Origin of the sequence: Moraxella sp. FZFQ2102 (assembly GCF_024137865.1) — a bacterium.
In the GTDB taxonomy this organism is placed as follows: Bacteria; Pseudomonadota; Gammaproteobacteria; order Pseudomonadales; family Moraxellaceae; genus Moraxella.
On record NZ_CP099960.1, the window covers coordinates 2,040,602 to 2,056,903 of the forward strand.

Annotated in this window: 10 protein-coding genes; 6 read left to right on the forward strand and 4 right to left on the reverse strand. The window is 45.7% G+C overall.

Annotation, left to right across the window (positions count from 1 at the left end; translation table 11 throughout):
• Window positions 1-48: 48 nt before the first annotated feature.
• Entirely contained in the window at window positions 49-963 is a 915-nt protein-coding gene (locus NGM44_RS09560; protein WP_253223431.1) for a LysR family transcriptional regulator, read from the reverse strand.
• Window positions 964-1,062: 99 nt separating this feature from the next.
• Between NGM44_RS09560 and NGM44_RS09565 the strand changes: the two genes are divergently transcribed.
• Window positions 1,063-1,749 (forward strand): LysE family transporter, encoded by a 687-nt coding sequence (locus NGM44_RS09565; protein ID WP_253223432.1) that lies wholly within the window; start codon window positions 1,063-1,065, stop codon window positions 1,747-1,749.
• Between the two features lie 293 nt (window positions 1,750-2,042).
• Here the strand turns inward: NGM44_RS09565 and NGM44_RS09570 are convergent, their stop codons facing one another.
• Both NGM44_RS09570 and gltB read right to left on the reverse strand, forming a co-directional pair.
• Window positions 2,043-3,464 carry an FAD-dependent oxidoreductase gene (locus NGM44_RS09570; RefSeq protein WP_253223433.1) on the reverse strand — a complete coding sequence of 474 codons (1,422 nt, stop codon included), beginning with the start codon at window positions 3,462-3,464 and terminating at the stop codon, window positions 2,043-2,045.
• Between the two features lie 119 nt (window positions 3,465-3,583).
• Window positions 3,584-8,047, reverse strand: coding sequence for a glutamate synthase large subunit (gene gltB / locus NGM44_RS09575; protein WP_253223434.1), 4,464 nt, complete (start codon window positions 8,045-8,047; stop codon window positions 3,584-3,586).
• A gap of 460 nt (window positions 8,048-8,507) precedes the next feature.
• Between gltB and NGM44_RS09580 the strand changes: the two genes are divergently transcribed.
• The 5 genes from NGM44_RS09580 to prfB all read left to right on the forward strand — a co-directional run bounded on the left by NGM44_RS09580 (window position 8,508) and on the right by prfB (window position 12,248).
• Entirely contained in the window at window positions 8,508-8,768 is a 261-nt protein-coding gene (locus NGM44_RS09580) for a succinate dehydrogenase assembly factor 2 (RefSeq protein ID WP_253223435.1), read from the forward strand.
• A 55-nt stretch (window positions 8,769-8,823) separates the two neighbouring features.
• A complete protein-coding gene (locus tag NGM44_RS09585; protein WP_253223436.1) occupies window positions 8,824-9,324 on the forward strand; it encodes a hypothetical protein in 501 nt (166 codons plus the stop codon).
• 205 nt (window positions 9,325-9,529) lie between these two features.
• Window positions 9,530-10,240, forward strand: coding sequence for a YidB family protein (locus NGM44_RS09590; RefSeq protein WP_253223437.1), 711 nt, complete (start codon window positions 9,530-9,532; stop codon window positions 10,238-10,240).
• A gap of 133 nt (window positions 10,241-10,373) precedes the next feature.
• Entirely contained in the window at window positions 10,374-11,048 is a 675-nt protein-coding gene (locus tag NGM44_RS09595; protein WP_253223438.1) for an HAD family phosphatase, read from the forward strand.
• Window positions 11,049-11,152: 104 nt separating this feature from the next.
• A protein-coding gene (prfB, locus tag NGM44_RS09600) for a peptide chain release factor 2 (protein WP_253223439.1) occupies window positions 11,153-12,248 on the forward strand; the annotation gives its coding sequence in 2 pieces (ribosomal slippage) (window positions 11,153-11,224 and window positions 11,226-12,248; 1,095 coding nt in all).
• Window positions 12,249-12,370: 122 nt separating this feature from the next.
• Here the strand turns inward: prfB and NGM44_RS09605 are convergent.
• On the reverse strand, window positions 12,371-16,288 hold the full coding sequence (locus NGM44_RS09605; protein WP_253223440.1) for an AAA family ATPase: 3,918 nt from the start codon (window positions 16,286-16,288) through the stop codon (window positions 12,371-12,373).
• Window positions 16,289-16,302 lie beyond the last annotated feature (14 nt).

Here is a 16,302-nt window from a genome sequence, read left to right on the forward strand (position 1 = left end):
GTTCACTTATGTGGCGGTGTTTTTTTGTTGTAAATACATCATGTAGTATCAGTCACTTGATAAGCCACACTCAAGAATATGCTGACAGAAATACTCTGTCGCATGATCATCCTGTCGTGACAGTAGAACGATGGCGGTGATGATAATTGGCTTGCCATCATCATCGGTCAGGGGGATAAAGCCACTATCACCAGCAAAATTTGCCAAGCTTTCAGGCACGAGTGCCACAAGCTCACTACAGCTGACCATGGCGATTTGGGCGACGGCTGATGTGGTTTCGGCATAGATTTTTGGCTCAAAGCCGACGGATTTACACGCACCGATGACTTCATCAAAGGATTTTGGACTGACAGAACGCTTATGCATTACAAAGCTTTCTTGTGCCAGTGTCGATAGCTTAAGTGTATCTGCCTTGGCGAGCGGATGGGATTTTGGTAGGACGGCACACAGTGTGTCATTTTTGATGGGGATGCTACGAATCCCGACAGCTTGATGACCATCAAGCGGTGCGCGCACCAGTGCCACATCGATGTGACCATCAGCAAGTAGGGCGGTTGCCCCTGCGCTATTGATCTCTTGGACGATAATTTTGGTGTCGGGATAGCGTTTGCCAAATTCATCCATGAGCCGTGGGAGCATCTGTGTCATCGACTGGGTAATCGCACCGACACGGATGGTGTGATTGACGCCTTTTAGCACGTCATCGATTTCTTGTTGTAGCGTCATCATCTGCTGCACGAACAGCTGTGCTTTGGGCAATATCCGCTGACCTGTACTGGTCAGCTGCACGCCTGATTTGGATCGGTGAAATAGCACAGTGCCAAGATTGCTCTCAAGCGTCTTGATATGCTCAGTCAATGGCGGCTGCGACATACCCAGTCGCTCAGCAGCACGACCGATGCTGCCTTCTTGGGCGACGATGGTGAATAGGTATAGATGGCGAATGAGCCGAAAGTTAAACATAGTTTTTGCCTATGGATGATAGCTTTTAAATATATTTTACCTATAAAAATAAAGCTTGTACACTACCTGCATCTTATTTATTTAGATGGGGAGTGACAGATGTTTGGTATCACGGATTTGATGGCTTATGTATTGACGGTGTCGGTGTTGATTGCTTTACCAGGGCCAAACTCGATGTTTTGTTTTGGCACGGCGTTGACACATGGTTTTGCCAAGGCGAGATTTGCCATCATGGGGACTTTTTTGGGCAATGGTACGCTGATTGTGGCATCGGCATTGGGTGCAGGGGCGCTACTTAGCCGTTATCCATTTTTATTCGGTGCGATCAAGATGGCAGGGGCGGTGTATTTGACTTATTTGGGCGCTCGTCTTTTGATAAACCTGCTAAAGTGCCAAAAGCCAAAGTCTCAGCATACAGGCCACACCAATCCTACGCCAAACCCAACCACTGATGCAGCCAAAGCGATACAGACACACACATCAGTACGCCCAATCACGCTATTTAAAAAATCGCTGCTCATCGCACTATTAAACCCCAAAGGCCTGGTGTTTTTCCCTGCGGTGATGATTCAGTTTGTGGCGACAGATACGACCAGCCCAATGATCATTTTGTTGGTGTTGGGTATGATTTTTCAATGTTGTAGCTTGATGTTTTTACTGATTTTAACCAAATGTTCAGGCTTGATAGGTCAAAAGCTAAATCAGTTTGCTTGGCTCAATCGCCTAGGTCAAGCAGGTGCAGGGCTGATTTTCTTGGGATTTGCAGCAAGACTTGCGATGGCGTGATGGCTTAATAAATACATGGCAATGTCAAAATATTGGCTAATATTATTGAATTTATCTGAACAAAAGTTTGGATTTGTATTATCATCATGTCGTCACTTGCGATCAATGGCTGATAATGAAGATTTCTTTGAAGCCAGTTGGGCATATACACACACCATAAAAAAAGACAATTTAAACCAAGGGTGCACAGTGTGCATCCCACACACTTAATCCGCCAAACACCTACAGATGTTCAAAAAAATAAGCATACCGACACTCATCGATATGCTTATTTTTTGGCTTGTCAGATTATCTTAGACTTCCAGATAATCCAAGATGCCTTTGGCGGCTTCGCGACCTTCCCAAATCGCAGTCACAACAAGGTCTGAGCCGCGCACCATATCACCACCAGCGAAGATTTTTGGGTTGCTGGTTTGGAATTTGTAGGTTTGCTTCTCAGCAGCGATCACGCGGCCATCGGCGTGCATCTCGATGCCTTGGGTGCCGAACCAATCGGCAGGGCTTGGGCGAAAACCGAATGCCAAGACCACTGCATCAGCAGGCAAGATCTCTTCTGAGCCTTCGACGATCACCGCGCTTCTGCGACCATTGGCATCAGGCTCGCCAAGCGTGGTGGTGACGACTTTGACGCCCGTGACTTTGCCATTTTCGCCGACGATCTCGACAGGTTGGCGATTGAATAGGAAATTCACGCCTTCTTCGCGTGCGTTGGTGACTTCACGCTTAGAGCCCGGCATACTGTCTTCATCGCGGCGGTAGGCGCAAGTGACCGATGCAGCTTGTTGGCGGATGCTTGTACGGTTGCAGTCCATCGCGGTATCACCACCGCCCAATACCACAACGCGTTTGCCATTCATATCGATGTACGGCTCAGCATCACTTTGCCAGCCGTGGCAGTGATTGACATTACCAATCAAGAAATCCAGTGCGTCATACACACCGTCCAAATCTTCACCTGCAAAGCCGCCGCGCATATAGGTATAAGTACCCATACCCATAAATACAGCGTCAAACTCAGTTAAGATTTCTTCAATAGTGATGTCTTTGCCAACTTCGGTATTTAGGCGAAACTCGATGCCCATGTCGGTGAAAATCTCACGACGGCGCATCATCACTTCTTTTTCCATCTTAAATTCTGGAATACCGAAAGTCAAAAGACCGCCGATTTCAGGGCGTTTGTCAAACACCACGGGACGCACGCCATTACGCACCAAGATATCCGCACAGCCAAGACCTGCAGGACCTGCGCCGATGACTGCGACGCGCTTGTCCGTCCAGACGACATTGCTCATATTTGGTCGCCAGCCGCGCTCAAAGGCGGTGTCGTTGATGTATTTTTCGATATTACCGATCGTCACCGCGCCATAGCCGTCGTTCAGCGTACACGCGCCTTCACACAGGCGGTCTTGTGGGCAGACGCGACCACAGACTTCGGGCAGGGTGTTGGTGGTGTGGCACAGCTCGGCAGCTTGCTCGATCAAGCCTTCAGTGGCAAGCTTTAGCCAGTTTGGAATGTAGTTATGTACAGGGCATTTCCATTCGCAATACGGGTTGCCGCACTCAAGGCAGCGGTGCGCTTGCTCGGTGGCTGATTTTTGGTCAAATGGTTTGTAAATCTCGATAAACTTAGTTTTACGAGATTCGATGGATTTTTTGCTTGGATCGGTACGTGGCGTATCCAAGAACTGAAAATCATTATGTAAGCGAGCAGTCATTTAGTTATCTCCTTTGGCGCTGATTGAGTCGTATTTTGAAATTGTCCATGATGTCAAAATGCTTTCACACCAACAATCAACACCCAAAATTCATATCAAAAATTAGTAAAAACAGTCAATTATTGTGGATCGGCCATGGTTGATTTCACCAAAGTGGCGATGTTTGCCGCTTTTGGCTTGACCAAATAGAACTTACGAACATAATGTTCAAAGTCGCTTAGGATGGTCTGACCCCAGACGCTGCCTGTTTTTTCGACATGAGTTTCGATGATTTTACGCAAATAAATGCGATGTTCTTCGGTTTGCTCGCTTGAGATGCGATGTAGGTCGATCAGCTCGTGGTTGCAGCGGTCGAAGAAATCACCTTGCATATCAAGCACATAAGCAAAGCCACCTGTCATACCTGCACCGAAGTTCAGACCTGTGCGACCCAGTACTGTCACCACACCGCCTGTCATGTATTCACAGCAGTGATCGCCTGCGCCTTCGACGACGGCATGGCTGCCCGAGTTACGCACCGCGAAGCGTTCACCTGCAGTACCAGCTGCATACAGTGCACCACCAGTTGCACCATATAGACAAGTGTTGCCGATGATGGCAGATTCGCTGGTCTTGATGTGGGCAGTGCGTGGTGGGTAGATGACGATTTCGCCACCTGCCATGCCTTTACCGACATAGTCGTTGGCATCACCTTCAAGCTCGATGTTCAGACCGCCTGCGTTCCACACACCCAGTGACTGACCTGCAGTACCTGTTAAGTGCAGCTTAATAGGCTTATCGCTCATGCCTAGGTTGCCCCAAGTGGCAGCGATCTCACCTGAGATGCGCGCACCGATTGAGCGATCGCAGTTATTAATGCGGTAGCTGTACTCGCCGCCGTAGCCTTTTTTGATGTTGATCGCCATATCGCTGACCATGCGTTCAGCCAGTACGCCTTTGTCAAATGGTTCATTGTTCGCCACTTGGCAAGTGTGCGGCGCACCTTGGGCGCGTGGGTGGCTGTACAGTAGCGGCGTTAGATCTAGATGGTTTTGTTTGCTAGTTTCACCTTCTAGGATTTCTAACAAATCAGTGCGACCGACCAGTTCTTCTAGCGTGCGAACGCCCAGTTTCGCCATCCAGTAGCGCGTTTCCATAGCGACGAATTTGAAGAAGTTAATCAGCATATCTACTTCGCCGATGTAATGCTCTTCGCGCAAGTCGATGCGCTGTGTGGCAACACCAGTTGGGCAGTTGTTCAAGTGGCAGATGCGCAGATATTTACAGCCGACAGCGAGCATTGGTGCCGTACCAAAGCCGAAGCTTTCTGCGCCTAGGATGGCAGCTTTCACCACATCTAGGCCAGTTTTTAGACCGCCGTCCGTTTGGATGCGCACTTTATCACGCAGACCATTGACGCGCAGAGACTGATGTGCTTCAGCCAAGCCTAGCTCCCATGGCGAGCCTGCGTAGTGGATCGATGACAATGGCGATGCCGCTGTACCGCCATCATAGCCTGAGATGGTGATTAGGTCTGCATAAGCCTTGGCAACACCTGTGGCAATCGTACCCACACCAGGACGAGAGACCAGTTTCACTGAAACTAGGGCATTTGGATTGACTTGTTTTAGATCAAAAATCAGCTGCGCCAAATCTTCAATCGAATAAATATCATGATGTGGCGGTGGTGAAATCAGTGTCACGCCCGGTACTGAGTAGCGTAGGCGTGCGATCAAGCCATTGACTTTACCACCCGGTAGCTGACCACCTTCACCTGGTTTTGCACCTTGAGCGATTTTGATCTGTAGGACTTCAGCACTGCGCAGATATGCAGGGGTTACACCGAAGCGACCTGATGCGATTTGCTTGATTTTTGAGTTTTTCAAAGTGCCATAGCGCGCAGGGTCTTCACCGCCTTCACCAGAGTTTGAGCGACCGCCGATGGTATTCATTGCCATTGCGATTGATTCGTGTGCTTCTGGTGACAATGCACCCAGTGACATCCCTGCTGAGTCAAAGCGTGGCAAGATATGCTCAATGCCTTCGACTTCATCTAGGCTAATCTCACCATCGGTCTTCAGTGCGAGTAGGTCACGGATGGTGGCGACAGGGCGGTTATTGACGATGTCGGCGTATTTTTGGTATTCGCTATAATCACCCGAACGCACCGCAGCGTGTAGTGCGCGCACAACATCAGGGTTGAATGCGTGATATTCTTTGTCAAAGACAAACTTAATCAAGCCGCCTTTGTCAATCGGTGTGCGACGGTTAAAGGCATTTTTGGCAAGGATGGCTTGGTCTTTGGCAAGATCATCAAAAGTCGCACCCTTGATACGGCTTGACACACCAACAAAGCACAGCTCAACGATTTCTTCTGACAGACCAACAGCTTCAAACAGCTGTGCGCCGCGATAAGATGCAATGGTTGAGATACCCATTTTTGATAGGATTTTTAATAAGCCCTTATCAATGCTCTTACGGAAATTGGCGCGCGCGGTGATGGCGTCGATTTCGATTTCGCCAGTTGCCACCAGATTATCAATCACATCATAAGCAAGGTATGGATAGATACAGGTTGCACCAAAGCCAATCAGTACCGCTGCATGGTGTGGATCGCGTACAAAGCCAGTCTCAACGACGATATTGGCATTGGTGCGCAGACCTTGTTTGATTAGGTAATGATGCACCGCGCCTGTGACCAGTACCGCATTGGCTGGCACTTTGCCTTTGGCGATGTTTTTATCCGATAGGATGATCAAGGTATAGCCACTTTCGATCGCAGCTTTCACATCAGCGCAGATATTTTCGATCGCAGCTTTTAGGCTTAAGTTTTCATCATAATTAAGATCAATGCGACGGCTTAAGAACGCAGGATCTTGCAAGGCTTCTAGCTGCGCCATCTTGCTTGCCGATAGGATCGGTGATGATAAGATGATACGGTGTGCGTCTTTTGCCGACGGGGTGAAGATGTTTGTCTCAGCACCTAGGCAAGTTTGCAAGCTCATCACGATCGATTCGCGCAGTGGGTCGATCGGTGGGTTTGTCACTTGAGCGAACTGCTGACGGAAGAAGTCAGCGACATGGCGAATGTGGCGTGACAGCACTGCCATTGGGGTGTCGTCACCCATTGAGCCGACCGCTTCTTGGGCGTTTTCGGCGGCAGGGCGGATGATCTCGGTGCGCTCTTCGCTGGTGATGTGGAACATCTTTTGTAGCGATGCGATGGTGTCAGTGTCTTTGACATCAGCCGCTTGTGCTTTTTCGATAGCTTCGACATCACGGATGCGCATGGCATTTTCGCGCAGCCATTTGCGATATGGATGGGCTTTTTTCAAGATGGTTGCGATGGTCTTGGTGTCCATGATCTGACCGCTGTGAGTGTCGATGACCAGCATTTGACCTGGGCCGATACGACCTTTGCCAGTGACATCTTCAGGGGCATAATCCCAAGTACCAACTTCTGATGCAACGGTGATGTAGCCATTCTTGGTCGTAACCCAGCGAGATGGACGCAAGCCGTTGCGGTCAAGCATACACACTGCATAGCGACCATCTTGGATTACAAGACCTGCAGGGCCGTCCCACGCTTCCATGTGCTGTGAATAAAATTCATAAAACGCGCGTAAATCCATGTCCATGCTATCGACATTTTGCCACGCTGGTGGCACAAGAATGCTCATGGCGTGGAATAGGCTCATGCCACCATTCATCAAGACTTCTAGCATATTATCAAGGCTAGATGAGTCAGAACCTGTGGTATTAACCAGTGGCGCAAGCTGCTGTAGGCTTGGCAGTTTGTCGGTTTTTAGTTTTGGTGTGCGTGCCACAGACCAGTTGCGGTTACCTGTGATGGTGTTCAATTCACCATTGTGCGCAAGGTAGCGGAACGGCTGAGCCAGTGGCCATTTTGGCAGGGTGTTGGTCGAGAAGCGTTGGTGGAACACGACAATGTGCGATGCCAAGCGTTCATCTTGTAAGTCCAAGAAGAAATTTGGCAAATCGGCAGGCATCACAAGACCTTTATAGATCACAGTTTGGCAGTTGAGCGCAGTGACATAGAACAGCTCATCATCTGTTAGGGCAAGCTCAGCTTTTTTGCGCGCGACGAACAGCTTGCGATTGAACACTTCAGCAGGCATATCGCTTGGCGCATTGACGAAAATTTGCTTAAAATCAGGCAGGCTTTCGCGAGCGATTTCACCGACGATGTCAAGATTGACAGGCACATCACGCCAGCCAGCGACGCTCAGCTCTTCAGCGATGATGGCGTCATTAAAGACTTTCATGCTGTGTGCAGCTTTGTCTTTGTCCAGATTAACAAACACTGTGCCGACCGCGAAATTTTCAGATAACTCAAAGCCCAATTCTTTGGCTACCGCCTTAAAAAACCCTTCAGGCTTAGCAATCAACAGGCCGCAGCCGTCACCAGTTTTGCCATCAGCAGCGACACCACCACGGTGCGTCATGCAGCTGAGTGAATGAATGGCGGTCTTGACTAGGTCGTGGCTTGGCATCCCTTCGACATGGGCAATCAAACCAAAACCGCAGTTATCAGAAAAATCATTTGGGCTTGCCAAATGGCTGGTGGAGCTGATCATTGACATGGCTTATCCTTTTAAAAAACCAAGCAAAACGCTTGGAAAATGGCAAAACTGAGTAACGCTTGGCTTGTCCTTGTTATTATCGCTAACATCACTCTGTACAAAGTCGCGCGCTAGCATTATTTTGTATAAAATTCATACAAAAATCAGGGCAGGCACTGACGACATCGGATATATTATACTTTTTTTTATAAAAAATCTAGTTTTCATTTGAATTTATTATGTCTATATCATTTTTTATGATAAATAGGGCGATATTTAAAAATAATCGTGAAAAAACTTGCAGTTATCAAGGATATAAGCAAAGGATTGGTTGGGTAAAATTTGGGCGGTTTTATGCAAATGTGTAAAAATTTGCTATACTTACTCACCATCTTAACTTGTCAAAGATCTTGAAAAACCGCCAGGTGGTTATATTATTTGATAAGTTAATTTTACGATAAATACCTTGAAGGAAAATTATATGAGTATCACACCAACCGATCATCAGCGCCGTATTATTTATCAAGCGCGCCGCGGACTTAAGGAGCTGGATTACTACATCGATCCTTATGTCAAAACTACATATCTGACTGCCGATAGCGATGAGCAAGCGGCATTTGAGACTATGCTGACCTATGAAGATCCCGATTTGCTGCTGTTTTTTATGGATCAGGCTAAGCCTGCAGAGACGGCGGTGGCGGAGCTGATCGCTAAGATGAAGCAGCTGAAACACGGTGCTTGATAGTGGTGTCAAATACCTGCGTTGCTGGCTATAAGGTGTTCATGGATAAGTAATAATGACTGGTGGCGCACAAGCTTTTACCAATGCCAAAAAAGCCATCGCGATTGATCTGCACCTAGTAAACAGCCGCCATGCTTGGCTGATGTGGCTTGGCGTGGCGGGGCTTGTGTGGCTGATTTGTGCCATCGTATCGCTTGCGTGGTGGCAGTGGTTGATTTTATTTATCGTCAGTATCGGTGCTAGCGTGTGGCACGCGGCTGTGCGCTCATCTATACCTATTAAGATTGTTGCTGATAATTTGGATGGCATTTGGCTGTTGCAGCTGCCACAGAATAAAGCGGATAAAAATCGCGATAAGCCATTGATTTATCAAGCGTATTTTGATGAATGTCGCTTGGTGGATTTAGGATTAACTCAGGTGATTGTGCTGAAATTTTTCGTCGTCATTCCTGTTAAGACGCCACTTACGGTGGTGATTTATGCCGATCAATTAAGCACGCAAGCCTTTGGGCAACTTGTGGTACTGTCTCGTTTTGTGGGTAAGAATACCGGCTGAACAATCAAGGGCATATGCGATACGCCTGTACGCAACAGTTTCATTAATCAAATTCAGTAATATCAGCATTGATGGAGTTTTTTTACCAAAACCACTTTTTCCAATGTCGCACAAATCATTACACAATTGCCATAGAACTGGCAGGTGGCTTTGTTTAAGATAGTATCGTTGTATTATTGTAGAGTAATTTTATTAAGGAAATCTTATGAGTCTATTACAAAGCATCGTTACTGAAGTCATCAAAAATGCCGCACAATCACAGCAGCCACAGCAGCAAGCCCAAGGCGGTTTGGGTGGTCTGTTGGGCGGCTTGGCAGGTGCGATGAGTCAAGGTCAGTCTAATCAGGGCATGGGCGGCGTTTTAGGCGGGGTGCTTGGTTCGGTATTGGGCGGTCAGTCATCACAAGCACCACAAGCACAAGGCTTGGATGCGATCTTGGGTGGTCTGCTTGGTGGTCAAAAAACCAATGCCAGCCCAACCGATTTGGGCGGTATCTTAGCTAGTGTGCTGGGCGGCGGCAATCAAGGCGCGCAAGGCGGCATGAATAAAAGCGCGCTACTGCTTGCGCTATTGCCAATCGTACTGACTTTTATCCAAAAAAATGGCGGCCTGTCGGGTGTTTTGGGTAAATTTAGCAGCAGCGGCATGAATAACCAAGCGCAATCATGGGTAAATATCGATACCGATAATGATGGCATCGATGCAGGTGATATTCAGCGTCTGTTTGGCGAGAGTGAAATCCAAGCGGCGTGCGCGCAAACAGGTGCAAGCCAAGATCAAGTTTGCCAAGGTATCGCCGAGCTATTGCCGCAGGTGATGAATGATCTGACCCCACAAGGTGACTTAAGCACCGAGCAAGAAGCTAATGATGAAATCGCGCAAATCCTAGCGCAGATCAAAGCTAATAAATATTGATTGATTTTCAATAAGACATCAAAGCAGCCGAGTCACATCAGCTGCTTTTTTTGTGCCTAAAATTCGCCCAAAACCTTGCAACTTAGCTTAAGATTGGCGATAATGGCGTGATTTTTATGATAAGGATAAGCCTATGCCAAATCTTGCTTTATTTGATCTTGACATGACGATGCTCAATGTCGATAGCGATCACAGTTGGGGGCAGTTCATCGTTGAAAAAGGCTTGGTGGATGCCAAAGTCTATGCCGATGCCAATGATAAATTTTATCAAGATTATATCGCTGGCACGCTGGATGCGGTGGAATATAATGAATTTGTTGCGGCATTTTTGCATACGCAGAAGATGGCGGATTTGGATGTATATCGTCAAGAATATCTAAACACTTGGATCAAGCCAAATATGCGACCTAAGGCAATCGAGCAAATCAAAAAGCATCGAGATAATGGCGATGTCGTCGTGGTAATCAGCGCAACCAATGATTTTGTGGTTGTGCCGATTGCCAATCTTTTTGGGGTGGATAGTGTGCATACTTTAGCCACGCGCCTTGAAGTGGTGGATAATCACTATACAGGTAAAGTCGCTGATCGTCCGAATTTTAAAGATGGTAAGATTTATCATCTACAAAATTTGATCAAAGCTTATGCAGACAAGGGCGTGGCATTTGATAAGCTCATCGCCTATTCAGATTCAAAAAATGACTTGCCATTGTTAAGTTTCGCTGATGAAGCAGTTTGCGTGACACCTGATGCGATTTTAAAAGAACACGCACAAAATAACGACTGGCAAATCGTCGATTGGTCAATGTAAGCTTAATGTGGTTTGGCTGTAGCTTTCATGTACCTTATGATGGCAAATGGTCGCCAAAATTGCTATAATAGCCTGTTTTAAATTGATACATTATTGGAGTCATCATGGAAATCGCCGTTTATCAAGAGCAAATCAAAGACCTAGCCGCTCGCGGTCAAGAACTTCGGGGGTATCTTTGACTTCGAAGGCAAAAAAGAACGCCTAGAAGAAGTCAATCTGGAGCTTGAAAATCCTGAGCTTTGGAATAATCCTGAACTTGCCACCAAGATTAGCAAAGAAAAATCTGTGCTTGATGGCATCATCGGCGTGATCGAAGGCTTGGATGTTAGCCTAGATGATGCGGCAGCAATGCTTGAGCTTGCGGTGGAAGCTGAAGATGAAAGCTTACTGGATGATGTGCAAGCAGAGCTGGATGCGGCGCGCGCGAAAGTGGAAGATTTGGAATTTAAGCGAATGTTCAGCGGCGAGATGGACGCCAATAACTGCTATTTGGATATCCAAGCAGGCTCGGGTGGTACAGAAGCACAAGACTGGTCACAGATGCTGCTGCGTATGTATCTGCGCTGGTGCGAGAGTCACGGCTTTAAGGCAGATGTGATGGAAGTGTCTGAAGGTGGCGTGGCGGGCATTAAGTCTGCGACGATCCATGTCAAGGGTGATTATGCCTTTGGTTGGCTGCGTACCGAGATCGGCGTGCATCGTTTGGTGCGTAAGTCGCCATTTGATAGTAATAATGGTCGCCATACTTCGTTTGCGGCGGTGTTTGTCTCGCCTGAGATTGATGATAATGTCGAAATCGACATCAATCCTGCCGATCTGCGTATCGATACCTATCGCTCAAGCGGCGCAGGCGGTCAGCATGTCAATACCACAGACTCTGCAGTGCGTATTACTCACCAACCAACGGGCGTGGTCGTGGCGTGTCAGAACGAACGCTCACAGCACGCCAACAAAGACACGGCGATGAAAATGTTGCGTGCCAAGCTGTATGAACTAGAAATGCAAAAACGCATGGAAAAGCAGCAGGCACTTGAAGACAGCAAATCGGACATCGGCTGGGGCAGTCAGATTCGCTCGTATGTGCTGGATGATTCACGCATCAAGGATTTGCGCACTGGTGTTGAGACTTCAAACACAGGTGCGGTGCTTGATGGTGATTTGGATAAGTTTATCGAAGCGAGCTTGAAAGCGGGGCTGTGATTGTTGTTGCTTGTTAAGAAAAACCGCATCTGAAGAAGGTGTGGTTTTCTATATGGTCAGTCGAATTGCTTGTTGTTATATTTACATAGAAAGTCTGATCGCAAGTTGGGATGAATGATTCTTCACCCCAACCGACTCACACCTGCACCTTTAATAACACTTGCCCCATTGGCAGATTTTTCAATGATGATCTGTGTCTCTATGCGTTCTTTTAGGCTTGCGACATGGCTGATGATGCCGATGCTTTTGCCATTTTGTTGAAGTTCAAATAAAGTATTGAGTGCCATTTCTAATGCGTCTTCATCGAGTGTACCAAAGCCTTCGTCTAAGAATAGCGACTCAATTTGCACTTTTTGGCTATTGATCTGAGATAATCCAAGTGCCAGTGCAAGGCTTACGATGAAAGTCTCACCACCTGATAGGTTCTTACTACTGCGAATGGCATCGCCTTGATATAGGTCGGTGACAAGTATCTCAAGGGCTTTGGCGTGTTCGCCATCATGAATCAGTACATAGCGATCAGTCATCTTGCCAAGGATTTGATTGGCATGATGTAGCACCAAATCCAGTGTCAAGCCTTGCACAAAATTGCGATATTTCTTACCATCTGCCGAGCCGATCAACGCATCAAGCTTTGCCCAAACGGCTGTATTTTCATTGTGTAATTCGATCTGATTGATAAGATCAGCTTGATAACTACGATTGATATCTTCCTGCTGTTTTTTGTTGGTAAGATTGCCAATTTGCTGATTTAATTGTGCTAACTGATCGCTGATGGTTTGTTCTTTGGCGCTTAATTCATCTGCAGATAGTGTAATAATATCAGGATTATTTTGCTTAAGCTGCGATAATTTGTCAGCGATGTTGTGTAAATAATTTTCAGAATTATGCAGGGTTTTATTTAATTCATCTGAGCGATTTTGTAGCGTTTCTAGCTCTTGCGTATCCAATAAAGCAAATAAAAAGTCTGCCTGTGATGTAAAAGGCGATGTACTTAATGCCTGTTCAAAACCCGCCATGGCTTGCTCAAGATTTTGCATCATCTCATCAAGTAAGGTCGTGACGGTATTGATGGTGCTGATTGCAGTTTGCTGATCCAGTGCCAGCTGCTGTTGAAGCTCGGTTTGTTTGTTTAACTCATCTCGTAGTTCGGTGATTTTCTTTTGATATTCGCTTTCTACTGCATCGACTGATTGCTCTGCAAATAGCGTTGTGCGTTCTTGTTTTAGTGCATTGATGGCTTGGCTTTGAGTATCAATCTCATTAGATTGAGCCTTGACGATAGGCTCTAAGCGTGCGATTTGCTCAAGCTGATTTTGTTCTAAGGTATTGATTTTAATAAGTTTATTATTAAGTTCTTGATGTTTGTTTTGTAAAGCGTGAATAGTGCTTTGCTGCTCTTGTAGTGTCATAAGCGTCTGATTGAGCACATCGGCAAGCTGATGGCTTAAGCCGTCATCAAGCTTAAAAATAGCAGGTAAATCATCACTGGTCAGTAAGCGAATGGCATTCGTATCTTGGGTGTCGATATGGGGCTGTGTTTGAATATTATGACTGGTATTAGACAAATAATTTTGTAATTGAATTAATAAATCTTGACCTTTGAATATCGATAGTGCACCAAAATTTTTCAGCAAAGAATCCGCAGAATTAAGATGTGAGTCAAGCTTGGATTGTAATTGGTAAAATCCTTGTAATTCATGCACAATGGCAAGTTGCAGCTGTTCAGCACTTTGGATTTGAGTATTGTGAGTAATTTGTAGCTTTTCTTGATGGTGAAGAGCTTGTGACAGTTCGCGAAGTTGTGCATCTGCCTGCTCAATAATTTGTGCTTGCTGCACAATTTTCTGCTGATATTGCTGATGAAATTCACCAAACTGTGAATGATTTGGTACTGTATCATATGGTAAGTCTTGCACCAAGTATTGTGGTAAAGTGGCCCATGATTGATTCAATTGATGCATCAGTTGATTGGACTTATTGCGTAGTTGATCTACATTATTTTGCTTATTGTTTAATAGGGTCAGCAGGGCGTAGTGCTGCTTTTCAAGTGACAATTTTTGCTGCGCTATATCATTGAGTTTTACTTGCTGATCATCAAGTGCTTGCTTTGCTTGCAGAGCTTGTGTGCCGTCGAGATAATTTGGCAAAGACTTGTAGGGATGTTCTGTTGCACCGCATAAAGGACAAGGATCGCCATCGCTGAGCTCATCAAAATGCGCTTTCATATGTAAGATTTGCTTATGAAGCTCATGATTCTCTACTAGGCTATGATACAGTTTTTCAGCATCAAGATATGATGCGGTGATGGCATTAAGCTCAGTGCTTAACGCCTTAAGCTCATGCTGATTTTGAGTTAGTTGTACTTGTAAATCTTGTAATTCAGCATTTAATGGCTCATGCTGCAGATACAGCTGAGCTATGGCGGTTAGTTGTTGCTCAGACTGCTGTGCTTGACGGTGTGTATTTTTAATATCATCGATATAATTAGATAGGCTTTGATAATCCCATGCATTCTCCGAATATTGAGCTTTAATGTCAAGTATATCTACAATATTTTCAGTCAAATTATCAGCATCAAGCTTATGCTTCTCAAGCAGTAATTTGGTTTGTTTAAAATCTGCACGCAGCTGATTTCTTTGATTAAGAAGCTGAATAAGATTGGCATGAGCGGATTGCTGCTGTGTATAAATCTCATCGGTATCGCTTAGTACGCGCTGATATTGCTCTTGACCAAGAGTGAGTGTGTTAAGAATTTTTTCATGATTATTATGGTCAAATGTACTCAGCTGCTCTGTAATATTATTGAGCTGATTTTGGGTATCGGTTTTGGTTTGTTGGATATTGGCGAGCGCTTGCTGTGTATTTTGTAGAGTAGTGCAATTGTCTTGATGGGTTTGCTTGATGGTGTCTAGTTTTGCTATATCCACCACAAGCTGCTGATCAAGGCTGCGCACTTTCGCAAGAACAGGCTTGATTTCATCGAATGCTGTGATATTTTCTTGCAAAGATGCCTGTAGATTTTCCTTGATTTTATTGGCAGATTGATAAGTTGATTTTAATAAAGGTAGCTTATCATTGAGTGCGTTTAGCTCATTAGTTTTTTGCTGCTGTTGGTTGTTCAGGTCTTGAAATTTTTGATACAGCGGTTCAAGTGACTGTGCACTCTTGGCAAGATCCAGCTTTTTTTGTTCGTTAGCAAAGGCTGCCACATCCTGCAGGGCTTTTTGATATTGATCCCGCCAATGTTTTTCCTCTTTGATGTATTCTTGATATTGTTTAAATTCTCTTAATTGCTCACTGCAAGCCTTTAGATCATTTTCAAGCGTGGTTTTTTGTTGATTGTACTGATTGATTTCGCTTAATAATAATTCATAGGCATCAGTATCCAAAAGCTTGACTTCACCAAGCTTGGTATTCAGCTCTTTTAAATGTGCGGTCAGGGATTTGTGCTTTTCAAAAACTGCCTGCCCGATACTGGCATAGATCTGCGTGCCAGTGATTTGCTCAAGAATTTCACCGCGTTTTTCGGCATCAGATTGTAGAAAAGCTGCAAAATTCCCTTGAGCGAGCATTACTGAGCGCGTGAACTGCTCAAGCGTCATGCCTAGGATTTTTTCTATTTTGGCTTTGACAAGGCTTGCTTTTTCTTGTAGGATTTGACCTTCATTGTCATCAGTGGATTTTAATAAAGCAAGTTCGCGCACGGCAGCTTGTAGCTTGCCATCGCTTTTTTGATTGGCACGCCGCTGTGACCAAAACGCACGGTAGATTTTTCCACCAGTTTGTAGAATAACTTCACTTGAGCAGTATGCCGTACCGATACTCATCAGCTCATTTTGGCTAGGTGAGATTTTCACGCGGGGTGTTTCACCATACAATGCAAGGCAGATGGCATCTAAGATGGTGGTTTTGCCCGCGCCTGTCGCACCCGTGATGGCAAATAGGGCATTGTCATCAAATGCCATGTCTTCAAAGTCAATTTCCCATTTGCCTTTGAGTGAGTTGATGTTTTCAAAGCGTAATTTTAGAATTTTCATACTATTTATAAAAA

Excerpts from the sequence above, each read along its gene's own strand:
- NGM44_RS09560 (WP_253223431.1), bottom strand. The coding sequence starts at position 963 with ATGTTTAACTTTCGGCTCATTCGCCATCTATACCTATTCACCATCGTC.
- NGM44_RS09565 (WP_253223432.1), top strand. The coding sequence starts at position 1,063 with ATGTTTGGTATCACGGATTTGATGGCTTATGTATTGACGGTGTCGGTG.
- NGM44_RS09570 (WP_253223433.1), bottom strand. The coding sequence starts at position 3,464 with ATGACTGCTCGCTTACATAATGATTTTCAGTTCTTGGATACGCCACGT.
- gltB (WP_253223434.1), bottom strand. The coding sequence starts at position 8,047 with ATGTCAATGATCAGCTCCACCAGCCATTTGGCAAGCCCAAATGATTTT.
- NGM44_RS09580 (WP_253223435.1), top strand. The coding sequence starts at position 8,508 with ATGAGTATCACACCAACCGATCATCAGCGCCGTATTATTTATCAAGCG.
- NGM44_RS09585 (WP_253223436.1), top strand. The coding sequence starts at position 8,824 with ATGACTGGTGGCGCACAAGCTTTTACCAATGCCAAAAAAGCCATCGCG.
- NGM44_RS09590 (WP_253223437.1), top strand. The coding sequence starts at position 9,530 with ATGAGTCTATTACAAAGCATCGTTACTGAAGTCATCAAAAATGCCGCA.
- NGM44_RS09595 (WP_253223438.1), top strand. The coding sequence starts at position 10,374 with ATGCCAAATCTTGCTTTATTTGATCTTGACATGACGATGCTCAATGTC.
- NGM44_RS09605 (WP_253223440.1), bottom strand. The coding sequence starts at position 16,288 with ATGAAAATTCTAAAATTACGCTTTGAAAACATCAACTCACTCAAAGGC.